The organism is Kocuria sp. cx-455 (genome assembly GCF_057707085.1).
Genome location: NZ_JBYIPM010000003.1, coordinates 228,911 through 242,300, shown reverse-complemented (window position 1 = coordinate 242,300; position 13,390 = coordinate 228,911). Strand labels below are relative to the sequence as shown.

General features: G+C 63.4%; 14 protein-coding genes. 12 read left to right on the top strand and 2 right to left on the bottom strand.

The window, feature by feature from the left end:
• The first annotated feature begins 196 nt into the window (after positions 1-196).
• A complete protein-coding gene (gene proC, locus AC3ENJ_RS06610; RefSeq protein WP_431813475.1) occupies positions 197-1,036 on the top strand; it encodes a pyrroline-5-carboxylate reductase in 840 nt (279 codons plus the stop codon).
• 50 nt (positions 1,037-1,086) lie between these two features.
• On the opposite strand, the gene AC3ENJ_RS06605 is transcribed toward proC, so the two are convergent.
• Together AC3ENJ_RS06605 and AC3ENJ_RS06600 are read right to left on the bottom strand one after the other, a co-directional pair.
• Positions 1,087-1,755 (bottom strand): potassium channel family protein, encoded by a 669-nt coding sequence (locus AC3ENJ_RS06605; RefSeq protein ID WP_190781230.1) that lies wholly within the window; start codon positions 1,753-1,755, stop codon positions 1,087-1,089.
• The gene (locus AC3ENJ_RS06600) at positions 1,748-3,187 is read right to left on the bottom strand and encodes a TrkH family potassium uptake protein (RefSeq protein ID WP_190806757.1); all 1,440 of its coding nucleotides are present in this window, start codon (positions 3,185-3,187) and stop codon (positions 1,748-1,750) included. Before AC3ENJ_RS06600 ends, AC3ENJ_RS06605 begins: the two co-directional genes overlap by 8 nt.
• A 137-nt stretch (positions 3,188-3,324) precedes the next feature.
• Between AC3ENJ_RS06600 and AC3ENJ_RS06595 the strand changes: the two genes are divergently transcribed.
• From AC3ENJ_RS06595 to ccsB, 11 genes are all read left to right on the top strand, one after another.
• Positions 3,325-4,536, top strand: coding sequence for an acetoin utilization protein AcuC (locus AC3ENJ_RS06595; protein WP_431813474.1), 1,212 nt, complete (start codon positions 3,325-3,327; stop codon positions 4,534-4,536).
• A 44-nt stretch (positions 4,537-4,580) separates the two neighbouring features.
• Complete coding sequence (locus AC3ENJ_RS06590; protein ID WP_431813473.1) at positions 4,581-5,333, top strand: ArsR/SmtB family transcription factor; 753 nt, start codon at positions 4,581-4,583, stop codon at positions 5,331-5,333.
• 42 nt (positions 5,334-5,375) lie between these two features.
• The gene (gdhA, locus tag AC3ENJ_RS06585) at positions 5,376-6,716 is read left to right on the top strand and encodes an NADP-specific glutamate dehydrogenase (RefSeq protein ID WP_431813472.1); all 1,341 of its coding nucleotides are present in this window, start codon (positions 5,376-5,378) and stop codon (positions 6,714-6,716) included.
• Positions 6,717-6,802: 86 nt separating this feature from the next.
• Complete coding sequence (locus AC3ENJ_RS06580) at positions 6,803-7,588, top strand: FadR/GntR family transcriptional regulator (protein ID WP_431813471.1); 786 nt, start codon at positions 6,803-6,805, stop codon at positions 7,586-7,588.
• 154 nt (positions 7,589-7,742) lie between these two features.
• Positions 7,743-7,841 carry a 30S ribosomal protein bS22 gene (locus tag AC3ENJ_RS06575; RefSeq protein ID WP_005504750.1) on the top strand — a complete coding sequence of 33 codons (99 nt, stop codon included), beginning with the start codon at positions 7,743-7,745 and terminating at the stop codon, positions 7,839-7,841.
• 66 nt (positions 7,842-7,907) lie between these two features.
• Positions 7,908-8,216, top strand: a complete 309-nt coding sequence (locus AC3ENJ_RS06570; RefSeq protein WP_431813470.1) for a glutaredoxin family protein — start codon at positions 7,908-7,910, stop codon at positions 8,214-8,216.
• Positions 8,217-8,333: 117 nt separating this feature from the next.
• The gene (locus AC3ENJ_RS06565) at positions 8,334-9,005 is read left to right on the top strand and encodes a histidine phosphatase family protein (RefSeq protein WP_431813469.1); all 672 of its coding nucleotides are present in this window, start codon (positions 8,334-8,336) and stop codon (positions 9,003-9,005) included.
• Between the two features lie 41 nt (positions 9,006-9,046).
• Positions 9,047-9,688, top strand: a complete 642-nt coding sequence (locus tag AC3ENJ_RS06560) for a TlpA family protein disulfide reductase (protein ID WP_320414949.1) — start codon at positions 9,047-9,049, stop codon at positions 9,686-9,688.
• A complete protein-coding gene (locus AC3ENJ_RS06555; RefSeq protein ID WP_431813468.1) occupies positions 9,685-10,443 on the top strand; it encodes a cytochrome c biogenesis CcdA family protein in 759 nt (252 codons plus the stop codon). The genes AC3ENJ_RS06560 and AC3ENJ_RS06555 overlap by 4 nt, the downstream gene beginning before the upstream one ends.
• Positions 10,440-12,122, top strand: a complete 1,683-nt coding sequence (gene resB, locus AC3ENJ_RS06550) for a cytochrome c biogenesis protein ResB (RefSeq protein WP_431813467.1) — start codon at positions 10,440-10,442, stop codon at positions 12,120-12,122. The genes AC3ENJ_RS06555 and resB overlap by 4 nt, the downstream gene beginning before the upstream one ends.
• 7 nt (positions 12,123-12,129) lie before the next feature.
• Positions 12,130-13,266, top strand: a complete 1,137-nt coding sequence (gene ccsB / locus AC3ENJ_RS06545; RefSeq protein WP_431813466.1) for a c-type cytochrome biogenesis protein CcsB — start codon at positions 12,130-12,132, stop codon at positions 13,264-13,266.
• The last annotated feature ends 124 nt before the right edge of the window (positions 13,267-13,390 follow it).

Here is a 13,390-nt window from a genome sequence, read left to right as displayed (position 1 = left end):
GTTTTATCCACTCGCACCAATCGAGGTGGAATCAGCATAAGTACCCGGGTGGGGAACGAGCAGGGCGCAGCCTGATGATCCTCTGGCAACTGCGGGCCGTGTTCGCCGGGAACGGTTCCCACTCGCGTTTCCAAGGCCTCCGCCGGCGCGATACGGTCGAGGAAAACCCAGATTCTTCAGCGAAAGGAGCTTTCGCATGAGCGAGCTCGTCCTGTCTTTCCTCGGTACGGGATCCATGAACGGATCCATCCTGCGCGGCGTCCTGGCCGGTGGTACACCCGCCGAGCAGGTACGCGCAACCACCAAGTCCGCCGCATCGGCTGAAACATTGCGCGAGGACACCGGTGTCACCGTGTTTTCCGGGGAGGAGAACGAGAAGGCCAACCTCGAGGCGGTCAAGGGCGCGGACGTGGTGTTGTTGGGAGTCAAGCCCTACGCCATTCTGGATCTCGCCCGTGAGATCGCTCCCGCGCTGGAGCCCAAGACTGTGGTGGCATCCGTGGCCGCGGGCATCACCCTCGGCGCACTCGAGAAAGCGCTGCCCGAAGGCCAACCCGTGGTGCGCACCATGCCCAACACCCCCTCCAGTGTGGGCCGCGGTGTCATCTCCGTGACCCCCGGAACCCACACCACCCGGGACCAGCTGGACGCCGTGAAGGAGGTGCTCTCCTCCGTGGCCACCATGGTCGAGGTTGAGGAGCACCTGGTTCGCGCCGTCACCGGTGTTTCCGGATCCGGCCCGGCCTATGTCTTTTACCTGGCCGAGGCCATGCAGCAGGCGGGCGAGAAGCTCGGGTTGCCCAGCGACGTCGCGCGTGTGCTGGCCAAGGAGACCGTCGCGGGCGCGGGCGTGCTGCTCAGCCCCGACGACGCCGATCCCGCCGCCCTGCGCAAAGCCGTCACGAGCCCCGGGGGCACCACGGAGAAAGCCATCAACACCTTTGACGAGCGCGGTCTCCGCGACGTGATCGCCGCCGGTGCCACGGCTTCCGCCGAGCGCGGCGACGAGATGGAACAGGAATACTGCGGGCACTGATGCCCGACACTCACCCCGTCCGGCACGGTGGCCGGGGGCGGCCGGACGGGCTAGGGTCGCGCGGCGAAACGCTCGATGAGGTCCACGTGGCCCGAGACGATCAGTAGGTCTCGCGAAGTCACCATGGTTTCCGGGCGGGCGTAGGTGAAGTCCTCGCCGGGGGATTTCACGCCCACCACGGTCACGCCGTACTTGGAGCGGATGTCCGATTCACCCAGCGTGAAGCCCTGGGTCTCGCGGGGCGGGTACATTTTGACGATCGCGAAGTCGTCGTCGAATTCGATGTAGTCCAGTAGCCGCCCGGACACGAGATGTGCGGTGCGGCGGCCGGCGTCGGCCTCGGGGAAAATCACGTGATGAGCGCCGATGCGCGCCAGGATCTTGCCGTGGGCTGGGGAGATGGCCTTGGCCCAGATCCGGTCGATCCCCAGGTCCACCAGGTTGGCGGTGATCAACACGGACGATTCAATGGACGTGCCCACGCCCACGACGGCCGCGGTGAAATCGGTGGCCCCCACCTGACGTAGGGCGTCGATATCGGTGGCTTCCGCCTCGACCACGTGCGTCAGCTGCCCGGACATCTTCTGGACCAGGGTGGCGTCCCGTTCGACTCCCAGGACTTCATTGCCCTGTCGCACCAGCTGCATAGCTGTGGCGGACCCGAAACGACCCAGACCGATCACCATGACCGGTGCGGAGTGGGATGAGTTCTTAGCCAATGATGGGCCTTTCTTCCGGGTAGGAATACAACCGACGCCGTGAGCGCAGCGCAAGTGCCGTGGCCACCGTGTTGGTGCCGATACGGCCGATGAGCATGATGACCGCCAGAACGTATTTTCCGGCATCCGGGGCGTCCGCGGAAACTCCCACGCTGAGTCCGCACGTCGCGTAGGCGGAGATGACCTCGAACAATACGTGGTCCAAGGGGCGGCCGGTGAGCCCCACCAGGATCGCGGAACCGGTGAGCACCACGGTGGCGCCCATCATGATCACGGAGATGGCAATGCGCAGCACGGAATCGGGGATGGTGCGGAAGAACGCGATCACGGATTTATCACCGCGTGCTTCGGCCAGGATTGCCAGAAACACCACGGCCAACGTGGTCACTTTGATGCCGCCGGCGGTCGATGCAGAACCGCCACCCACGAACATCAACGCGTCCGTGAGCAGCAGGGTCACCTGAGAAGTGTCGGGCATGTCCACCAGGTTGAAACCGCCCGAACGCATCATCACGGACGCGAAAAAGCCATGGAAAATGCGTTCGCTGGCGGGTTTGTCACCGATCGTGGCGGTGTTGTCCCACTCGAAGCTCGAAAACAGGAGCCAGCCGACCAACAACAGGATCCCGGTGGTCAACAGCGTCAGCTTGGCGTTGAGATTCCAGCGACTGAACCGGAACCCTGCCTCGCGCAACACCAGGATCACGGGGAAACCCAGCGAGCCGATGAACACACCAATGCAAATGGGAAACAGGATCAGCCAGGAGTCCAACCCGGTGTGGTCATAGGGCACCAGGCCGTCACTGTGCGGAGTGAACCCGGCGTTGTTGAAGCTCGAGATCCCGTAGAACGCCCCGTGCCACAGGGCGGTATGAAGTGGTTCCCCGGCCACCAGGAAGCCCACGGTCAGCACCACCGTGAGAGCCGCTTCAATGGAAATGGACGTCACCACAATGATGCGCAGCAGCGAACCCACCTCGCCCAGCCGGCCGATGTTGAGCGCCTCCTGGGTGATCAGTTTGGATTTGAGGCCCAGTTTGCGGCCGATGGCCAGGGCCAAGAGGGATGTCATGGTGAGGGTGCCCAGACCGCCGATCTGGATGGCCACCAGGATGATCACCTGGCCGAACAGGGACCACTGATCCGCGGTGGACACCGTGGTCAACCCGGTCACGGTCACGGCGGAGGTTGCGGTGAATACGGCGTCCGCTACGCCGGTGTCCTTCCCCGGAGCGGCCGAGACGGGCAACCACAACAACGCGGCAAAGGCCAGATCCACGATCACGAAGACCATGACCGCCAGTCTCGCGGGGGAGGAGTTGGCAATTCCGTCCACGAAATCCCGTACCCCGAGTGCTATCCGCGTGGGGAACGGGTCACTATTGGACGGGGGGTGTTCCGGGGCCGGATCGGCCTCTTCCAACTCGCTCACCGCACCTCCTCCAGCGTCGCATTCCGATGTATTGATAGTGGCCCCACACACGAGCGGTCAGCACATTATTGCCCTAAATCCGCCGTCACAGTGCAAACCACGGCCCGGTGAGGCGTGGTCAATGATCTAATGGTCGTGTGAGCCCCGCAACAAACGGTGAAGGCGCCGTGTACCCCACCAGCGTTTATTGGGATCCCCAGTTGCTCCAGTACAACTTTGGGGATTACCACCCCATGCGCCCGTCCCGGTTGGACGCCACCATGCGATTGGTGCAACAACTGGGTCTGGACACCGCAGAGAATGTTCGGGTCGAAATCCCAGAAGTCCCGGATGACCAGGTGCTTCAACTGGCTCACACCGCGGATTACGTGAAATCGGTGCACGCAGTATCTGCAGATCCCACCAAAGAGATTCCGGAATGCGGGTTGGGGACCGAGGACACCCCCGCGTACGAGGGCATTCACGAATCCAGCGCCAGACTGGTGGGAGGCACCTACCAGGGTGCCGTGGACATCCTCGAGGGCAGGGCCGTTCACGCCGTGAATTTCGGCGGCGGCATGCATCACGCCGCCAGGGACAGGGCCAGCGGGTTCTGCGTGTACAACGACTGCGCCGTGGCCATTCAGCACCTCCTGGACAACGGGGTGCAGCGCGTGGTGTACATCGACGTGGACGGCCATCACGGTGACGGCACCCAGTCCATTTTCTTCGAGGACCCTCGGGTCATGACCATTTCTCTCCACGAGACCGGGTTGTCGTTGTTTCCCGGAACGGGCTTCGCCAACGAGATCGGGGAGGGCCAGTGCGCGGGTACCTCGATCAACGTGGCCCTGCCCACACGAGCGGACGATTCCCAGTGGCTGCGCGCGTTCGACGCCGTGGTGCCCCAGCTGGTGCGCGAGTTCCGTCCCGAGGTGATCGTGTCCCAGCACGGCTGCGATTCCCACTTCCAGGACGAACTGACCCACCTGCGCGTGAGCGTTGACGGGCAGCGGCAGGTCGCCCTGGCGGTCTCCCATCTCGCGGACGAGGTGTGCGAGGGTCGGTGGATCGCCACGGGCGGGGGCGGCTACGACTGCCACGACGCCGTGCCGCGCTCGTGGGCACACCTGGTGGGTATTTCCGGCGGTCATCCCGTGGCGGTGAGCACTCCCGTTCCGCAGGAATGGCGCACGTACATGAACGAGAAGTACGGCGGCCACGCACCCGAAATGATGGGTGACAACGTGGACCTGTGGTGGCGATCGTGGGAGATCGGATTCGACCCCAACGACGAGACCGACCGGTCCATCATGGCCACCCGCAAGGAAGTCTTCCCCCACTGGGGCCTGGACCCCTGGTACGACTGAGGCTGATTGGGGCCTGATCGGGGTTCACGATTAGGGTGAATCCCATGGCCAACGACTCATATTCAGCTCTTTCCGACCCCACTCGACGCCGGATCCTGTCCGCATTGCGCCATGGCTCCCGTCCGGTGGGAGAGTTGGTCGAAGAACTGGAAGTCTCCCAGCCCACCGTGTCCAAACACCTCAAGGTGCTGCGGGACACAGGACTGGTGGCAACGCGCGCCGAGGGACAGAAACGCTTCTACAGCGTGCAAGCGCAGCCCCTGCGTGAGGTGGTTGTCTGGATCGAGGATCTGCTGTCGGCGGCCGAAGTCCCCGTGGCCCCCGATACCGGTGACGAACCACGTCATCTTCCCTGGTTCGGCGCACCAGAGGCCGTGGAAGAACCTGCGCAGGATGCCGGGCAAACCGTCACCAACGAAATCTCCGAATCCATGGAGCTCGACTCCGAGATTGCAGAAACTCCCGTGTTTGGTGTGATCTCGGATGATAACGAAACTTCGGAGCGCGAAAACGTGCAAGAAACCCCGGAAGAACCCGAGGTGTCGGACACATCAAGCCTCCCCGATGCCGTTGCCTTGGGCGCGGAGGTGGAAGTCACAGGCGCTAGTGTGGAAGCCAACACCGACGTTACTTCCGCTGAGCCCAGCGCGGATTCAGTCGAGTCCGATGGTTCGAACACCGTGAAACCCGAATACGGGATTCCACCTGTGCGCAGCGGAGGCGCACACCGGCGTCAGAGTGGTCTGCTGTCCACTCTCACCGGGTTCCGGCGTCGTGGGCGGAGCTCGCGGCGATGATGGCACGGTGAGCATGTACAACCGATAGACGGCAGGAGACCCATGCACGAGAATCTGATTCCGATTCGGCAAGCAGTGATTGCTCGCAACCCCGGAGAGTCCGAGTTCCATCAAGCAGTGGACGAAGTCTTTGAATCCCTGGGCCCCGTGGTGGCGCGCCACCCCGACCTACTCGAATCGGCCATCCTGGAACGCATCTGCGAACCCGAACGACAGATCATTTTCCGCGTGCCGTGGACCGATGACAACGGTCAGGTGCATATCAACCGCGGTTTCCGGGTGGAGTTCAATTCAGCATTGGGCCCCTACAAGGGTGGCCTGCGGTTCCACCCGTCGGTCTACCTGGGCATTGTCAAGTTCCTGGGCTTCGAGCAGATCTTCAAGAACTCCCTGACCGGCATGCCCATTGGCGGCGGTAAGGGTGGTTCGGACTTCGATCCCTCCGGGCGCTCCGACGCCGAGATCATGCGGTTCTGCCAGTCCTTCATGACCGAGCTGTACCGCCACATCGGCGAGTACACGGATGTTCCCGCCGGTGATATCGGTGTGGGTGGACGTGAGATCGGCTACCTGTTCGGCCAGTACAAACGCATCACCAACCGCTACGAATCCGGTGTCCTCACCGGCAAGGGCTTGGCCTGGGGTGGTTCACTGGTGCGCACCGAAGCCACCGGCTACGGCACCGTAATGTTCGCGGAGGAGATGCTCAAGACCCGCGGCCAGGACATGGACGGCCGGGAGATCATCGTGTCCGGTTCCGGCAACGTGGCGATCTACGCCGTTGAGCGCGCGCAGTCGTTGGGTGCCAAGGTGCTGACCGCCTCCGACTCGAGCGGGTACGTGATGGATCCCGACGGCATCGACCTGGATCTGCTGAAACAGGTCAAAGAGGTGGAGCGCGCACGCATCAGCCAGTACGCCGAGCGCAAGGGCGGTCGTGCACGATTCATCTCGGACGGTTCCGTGTGGGACGTTCCCGGCTCCGTGGCGTTGCCGTGTGCCACCCAGAACGAGCTCAACGGCCGTCAGGCCAAGAAGCTGTTGGCCAACGGGGTGGAGGTCGTGGCCGAGGGGGCAAACATGCCCACCACCGCCGAAGCGATCCGCCTGTTCCAGGACGCGGACGTGCTCTTCGCTCCGGGCAAGGCTGCCAACGCCGGCGGCGTGGCCACATCCGCTCTGGAAATGCAGCAAAATGCTTCTCGCGACTCGTGGACCTTCGACTACACGCAGCAGCGTCTGCAGGAAATCATGCGCGGAATTCATCACCGTTGCGCAGAAACGGCCGATGAATACGGAATGCCCGGTAACTATGTGGCCGGCGCCAACATTGCGGGATTCATCAAGGTGGCGCGCGCAATGTCGGCCCAGGGTCTAATCTGATTTCTCGGCGATACCCAGTAAGCTCATGAGTCGAAGCACATGCTGTGATTGGCACGTGCTCGACACACGACTTTAGGTTGGTGACCATGGCAACGCATCGTGAGGTTCTGCAATGGCTCGAGAACGAGCTGTTCGACGGCAACCTCGTGCTGGGTCAGCAGTTGCCCATCGACAAAGACCTCGCAGCAATCTTCAGGGTCTCCCGTAACTCCATGCGGGAAACCCTGAAGGGGCTGGAAGCTCGGGGGATTGTCAAGTTGTTCGACGGCCCGCACCGGTCCATCCTGCCCATTCTGGTGCGAGAACCGGCCGCCTCCGCCGGTCCCGCGTTGCGACTGCACATGGCTACTTCCGAGTATCCGCTGCGGGACATTGTTCAGGCGCGGGTGCAGTTGGAATCCTGGGCATTGGAAAACGCTACAAGAGCCAATGTCCCCATCACAGAATTACGATCCATCATGGTGGAAATGGACCGAGATGATGTGGGGCTGAAGCAATTCCACAACTTATACGTGAGCTTTCATATTGCTCTGGTGAAGTCCTGCGGTAATACGGCCCTCACGGCTCTGTTCACGGCGCTACGCGATTCCATGTACGAATACACCATGGCCCTGGTCGGTCATGTTCCGTTGTGGTCCACCACGTCCAGCCGCATCCGTGCCGAGCACCGTGCGATCTGCGGCGCGTTGGAAGCGGGTGACTTCCACATGGCATCTCGCTTGACCACTGAACACATCATTTTTCAGTACCGGGAAGCCGGGCTCGATCCGGACCGAGGCCGCGACGGTGAGATCGATGATCACGGTGATGCGGCGGAGTCGAGGGACAATCCGCCCGTGGGTCTGAAGCGCGCCCGCCAGGCCAGTGCGTGAGCACCCATTTTCAAGGATTCGGTGCACAGGCGGTAGGGTAGATCAATAGTTTGCCGTTCATGCGGATTTTGCCGTCCGGTTAGCCGGCCGGCGGGGTTGCGTTCAGGCGCGACCCGTTCAAACAGTCATCGTCTACAACAATGCGAGGGATCCTATGGGTTCAGTCATTAAGAAGCGCCGCAAGCGTATGTCCAAGAAGAAGCACCGCAAGCTGCTTCGTAAGACTCGTCACCAGCGTCGTAACAAGAAGTAAAACGACATCGCGGTAGGCCTCGTTCTTCACCGAACGGGGCCTTTTGCGTGCCCGTAGCATGGGTCCATGAGCTCGCCCCAAAAACCCCAGAAACCCCAGAAGCCCCTGTTGTCCGCAGAAAACTGGACGGCGGCCGCCCCCGCGCATCACGTGACGTTGCTCACCAAGGACGGATGCCATTTGTGTGCGGACGCCCGCACCGTGGTCGCGGCCGCGTGCCGGGACACCGGTAGCGAGTTCTCGGAAGTGGACATCACCACGGACGCAGCCCTGCTGCGCGACTACGCGCATGTCATTCCTGTCGTGTTCGTGGACGGGGTCCCGTGGGATCAGCTGCGCATTGACGAGCGGCGCTTGCGGGACGTATTGGGCTGACGGGGGCGGGGAGCAAAGGATCCTCGGCCTTGCAGCGGGCGGGTTCACACGGTTCGCGGGCGTTGCCTTGGAGGCCCCTGAATTGGGAGGTGGCCGGGGTTTTGAGAGACTGTCATCATGTCCTCCGCCACCGTTCATTTACTGCGCCACGGCCAGGTTCACAACCCTGACGCGATTGTTTACGGGCGCATGCCGGATTTCCATTTGTCCGAGCTCGGCGCGCGCATGGCAGAAGCCGCCGCCGCGGACTTCAGGGCCCGCGTGAACCAGGGGGACCGCTACGTCTTGCTGGCGTCGTCCCCGTTGACACGGGCACGGGAGACCGCCGCGCCCGTGGCCCGTGAGCTGGGATTGGACGTGGTCACCGATGAGCGCATCATTGAGCCCCGTAATCACTTCCAAGGTCTGCACGTGGACGAGAAAGTGCTGTCGCATCCCAAGCACTGGCCCTTCATGCTCAACCCGCTGCGTCCCTCGTGGGGGGAACCCTACCGGCAGCAGGTGACCCGCATGGCCGAAGCCGTCCGCGATCTGGCCCGCCGCGCGGTGGGCATCGGTGGCGACGGCGCCCAGGTGATCGCGGTGTCCCACCAGCTACCCATCTGGTTGACACGCTTATCCGTCGAGGGCCGGCCACTGCCGCACGATCCCCGCCGCCGTCAGTGCAACCTCGCGTCCATCACGTCCCTGACCTTCGACGACGTGGCCGAGCCGGGGCTCCCGCGGCTGAACTACCGGGAACCGGCAGCCCACCTCTACCCAGGGGTCAACCAGCTTCCCGGCTCATAATTGCTCCCGAATCCCACTCCGTACCGTCAGGTGACATACCCGTGAAATTGGCCCGAGTCCGTTCCGCTCAAACCGCCCGATCCCGCCGCTCGCGCACGCGCGTGGCGGCGGCGTCGTTGTCCGTGTGCGCCGCGCTGGCGCTGACCGCGTGCGGTGGCTCGGAATCGGACAACCTCGCGCAGCAGGCGAACGAGGGCGGCAGTAAGGGCTATGTGGCCGGCGACGGCTCCGTGAGCGAGTATGCCCCCGAGGAGCGCGGCGAACCGGTCGAGTTCGACGCCAAGATGTTCGACGGTTCCACGGTTTCCGCCGAGCAACTGCGCGGTGAACCCGCCGTCCTGAACTTCTGGTACGCGGGTTGCGCCCCCTGCCGGGCGGAGGCACCGGATCTGGTGAGCCTGGCCGAGGAATATGAGGGCGACGCCCAATTCATGGGCGTGAACCTGCGTGACCAGCAAGCCACCTCCGAGGCCTTCGAGCGCACCTTCGGGATTCCGTACCCTTCCGCGTCCGATCTGAACGGTGAGGTGCTGTTGGCGTTGAGCGACTATGTTCCGCCGCAGGCCGTGCCCACCACTTTGGTACTGGACTCGGAGGGTCGTGTGGCCGCCCGCGTGTTGGGTAAGGCGGACCATTCCACTCTGGACGCGCTCATCAAGGACACGGTGGCCGAGAAAGTATGACGGGCAATCCCTTCGCCGAGGTCATCCTCGACGGCTCACTGATTGCCGCGCTACCGGTGGCACTCATCGCGGGGCTCGTTTCCTTCGCTTCCCCCTGCGTGCTTCCCCTGGTCCCCGGTTACCTGGGGTACGTGACCGGCCTGACGGGTGTGGATCTGCAGGAGCAGAGGCGCGGGCGCGTGGTCTTGGGTGTGGTGCTGTTCGTGCTCGGATTCTCCGCGGTGTTCGTGGTGATGTCCGTGGTGCTGGCCCAGCTGGGGGCATTCGCCTGGTTCCTGGGGCAGCAGTGGATCATGGTGGTGCTGGGCATCCTGGTGATCCTCATGGGCATTGTGTTCATGGGCGGTTTTTCGTGGTTCCAGCGTGACCGCAAAATCGAACGTCGGCCACCTCCCGGTCTGTGGGGTGCGCCCCTGCTGGGCATGACCTTCGGGTTGGGGTGGGCGCCGTGCATCGGCCCCACTTTCGCCGCCGTTCAGGCGCTGGTGTACGTGGACGGTGCCTCCACGGGCAAGGCCGTGATCCTCACGACCGCCTATTGTTTGGGACTGGGCATCCCGTTCGTCCTCATCGCACTGGCCCTGCGCCGGGGGATGGGTGCCATGACATTCTTCCGCCGTCACCGTCTCACGCTTCAGCGTGTGGGCGGTGCGGTTCTCGTCCTGATTGGTCTGGCCATGGCCACGGGCGTATGGTCCGCACTGGTTTTCTGGATCCAGGCCGAGTTCGTTACCGATTGGGTGATGCCGATATGACGCAGGTGCGCGATGACCGCGACCAGAAGGGCAACGGCAGCGATTCCGTTGCGGTGCCCGCACTCGGTCCCCTGGGTATGCTGCGGTGGGCATGGACGCAGCTGACCAAGATGTCCACGGCGTTGGTGCTGCTGCTCATGCTGGCCATCGCGGCCGTGCCGGGTTCCCTGTTCCCGCAGCGGATTCAGGATCCCGATGCCGTCAACAGTTACATCGAGGCCAACCCCACCTCGGGCCCGTGGCTGGAGCGGTTCCAGATGTTCGACGTTTTCTCGTCCTACTGGTTCTCGGCGATCTACCTGTTGCTGTTCATCTCCCTGATCGGTTGCGTCATTCCGCGGGCGATCCAGCACTACAGGGCGTGGCGGGCCAAGCCGCCGCGCACCCCCAAGCGGCTCACCCGCCTGCCGCAGTACCGCCGGGTGTTGTTGGGCGCGCGCGACGGCGCCGCAGCGCCGCTGCCGTCGGAGGCCATCCAGGACGCGGCCAAGGCCTTGAAAAAGCGCGGCTACCGCGTGGACGTCCGTGATTTGGACGGCGATGCACCGTCCGTGGGTGCCGAACGCGGCATGTGGAAAGAAGTGGGCAATATCCTGTTCCACGTGGCGCTGTTGGGAGTGCTGGTCTCGGTGGGAATCGGCTCGTTGTTCGGGTACAAGGGCCAGAAAATCATCGTCGAGGACGAGTCCTTCGTGAACACCCTGGTCGCGTACGATTCGTTCACCCCCGGCACCAATTTCACCGCTGACTGGCTCAACCCGTTCTCGGTGCGCCTGGACAAGTTCCAGGCTGATTTCAACCGTGACACCACGGATCCCGACCAGTACGGGGCTCCCACGGATTTCGAGGCGGACGTGTCCGTGACCGACGAACCCGGCGCGGAGCCCACGAGCCAGAAACTGAAGGTCAACGAGCCCCTCAACGTGGGCGGCACCAAGATTTACTTGGTGGGTAACGGTTACGCCCCGGTGATCCGGGTGACGGACGGTGAGGGCAAAGTGGCCTACGAGGGTCCCGTGGTGACCATCCCGACCGACTCGGTCTATACGTCCTCGTTGGTGCTCAAAGTGCCCGACGCCGCTCCGGATCAGCTCGGTTTCGTGGGCCTGCTCCTGCCCACGGCCGTCATGAGCGAGGGTTCCATGCCCCGGTCGGTGGATCCGGGGTTGAGCAATCCGGTGCTGATCATGTCCTCATACTTCGGGGATCTGGGCCTGGACAACGGTCAAGCCCAGAACGTCTACGTGCTGGATGTGGACTCGCTGACCGAACTGAATTCCATGATGTCCGACAACGGCGCCATTACCCTGGACGGCGCCAACCGCAGCGCCGAGCTACCGGACGGGAAGGGCACCATCGAATTCGTGGACGTCAAGCGCTACGTGGGTTTGGACATCCACAACGATCCCGGACGTATTCCCGCGTTCATCTCGTTCGTGGCCGCTTTCGTGGGGCTCATCATGACCCTGTTCATCGCCCGTCGCCGGGCATGGGTGCGCGCGTTTGTGGGCCGGGACCACAATGGCGTGCAGTGTACTGTTCTGGAATACGGACTGTTGGCTCGCGGTGAGGATCACCGCTTGGGCGCGGAAGCCGAGAAACTGACAGCTTTGTGGACCTCGCTGTGGGAAGACCGCGGTGTGCGCGATTTCCCCCTCAACTCGTCAGATAAGGCGTGAGTGATCTATGGGTAGCAACATCAATGAAACGTTAGGCGTCTGGAGCGAATGGTTCATGCTCCTGGCCGCATTCACCTACCTGGTCGCGTTCGTGGCCTTCGTGTGGGACATGGCCTCGCACTCCAAGGCGATCGGTGACGCTGAGCGCGCCGCGCAGCGTCAGAACGCCGTGGGCCGGGAGGATTCCAAGGAACTCGTGGGCGCAGGTTCGCGCGGTGGTTCCGTGAGTGCCTCCGCGGCCGCGCCCGGGCGTACCGTGGGCCACCACGGCGCTCATAACGGGGCCGTGGACAACGGTTCCGTGGCCGGCGAGTTCCGCACCACTGCGGACGCGCGACCCAAGGGCGCGGACGAGTTCGAGGCCCTCAATTACAAGGACTCCGTCAGTCGCCCCGCCGCTCGTGCGGCCGTGGTGGTCATGGGCATTGCATTCGTGTTGCACGCCTTCGCGGTGGTGGCCCGTGGAATTGCCGCGGACCGCGTGCCCTGGGCCAACATGTACGAGTTCTGTTCCACGGGTGCTCTCGTGGTGGCGGGCGTCTATCTGGTCACGTTGAGCTTCAAGGATCTGCGTTTTGTGGGACCCATGGTTTCCGGGTTGGTGCTGCTCATGCTGTGTGCGGCCACCATTGCGTTCCCCACCCCGGTTTCCCCGTTGCCGCCGGCGCTGCAGTCCTACTGGCTGGTCATCCACGTGTCCATTGCCGTGGCGGCATCCGGCCTATTCACCATTACGTTCGCCATGGCGGTGCTGCAGTTGCTGCAGTCCCGTCGCGAGAAGAACGCGGCCGCGGGGGAGGACACCAAACTGGGGTTCCTGCGCGTTGTCCCCAACTCGACCACCCTGGAGAACTTCGCGTTCCGCCTCAACTCCGTGGGTTTCGTGTTCTGGACCTTCACCCTTGCCGCCGGTGCGATCTGGGCCGATCAGGCCTGGGGTCGTTTCTGGGGTTGGGACACCAAGGAGGTCTGGACGTTCGTGATCTGGACCGTGTACGCCGCCTACATGCACGCCCGCGTGACCCGCGGCTGGAACGGGAACCGTTCCGCGTGGTTGTCGATCGCCGGTTACATGTGCGTGGTCTTCAACTTCACCGTGGTCAACGTGTACTTCCCGGGTCTGCACTCGTACTCGGGTCTGTAAGCATGTGACCCATGGTTCCCCGTGACCGGTTCCGCGGCGAGAATCGAGCACGGCCAACCATGGTCTGACGAAAGCCCCCCCCCCCGCACCTCTTTACAGGTGCGGGGGGCTTTTCGGCGGGGTA

Bases quoted from the DNA above. Each gene is read 5' to 3' on its own strand.
- proC (WP_431813475.1), top strand. From the start codon at position 197: ATGAGCGAGCTCGTCCTGTCTTTCCTCGGTACGGGATCCATGAACGGA.
- AC3ENJ_RS06590 (WP_431813473.1), top strand. From the start codon at position 4,581: ATGGCCAACGACTCATATTCAGCTCTTTCCGACCCCACTCGACGCCGG.
- gdhA (WP_431813472.1), top strand. From the start codon at position 5,376: ATGCACGAGAATCTGATTCCGATTCGGCAAGCAGTGATTGCTCGCAAC.
- AC3ENJ_RS06580 (WP_431813471.1), top strand. From the start codon at position 6,803: ATGGCAACGCATCGTGAGGTTCTGCAATGGCTCGAGAACGAGCTGTTC.
- AC3ENJ_RS06575 (WP_005504750.1), top strand. From the start codon at position 7,743: ATGGGTTCAGTCATTAAGAAGCGCCGCAAGCGTATGTCCAAGAAGAAG.
- AC3ENJ_RS06570 (WP_431813470.1), top strand. From the start codon at position 7,908: ATGAGCTCGCCCCAAAAACCCCAGAAACCCCAGAAGCCCCTGTTGTCC.
- AC3ENJ_RS06565 (WP_431813469.1), top strand. From the start codon at position 8,334: ATGTCCTCCGCCACCGTTCATTTACTGCGCCACGGCCAGGTTCACAAC.
- AC3ENJ_RS06555 (WP_431813468.1), top strand. From the start codon at position 9,685: ATGACGGGCAATCCCTTCGCCGAGGTCATCCTCGACGGCTCACTGATT.
- resB (WP_431813467.1), top strand. From the start codon at position 10,440: ATGACGCAGGTGCGCGATGACCGCGACCAGAAGGGCAACGGCAGCGAT.
- ccsB (WP_431813466.1), top strand. From the start codon at position 12,130: ATGGGTAGCAACATCAATGAAACGTTAGGCGTCTGGAGCGAATGGTTC.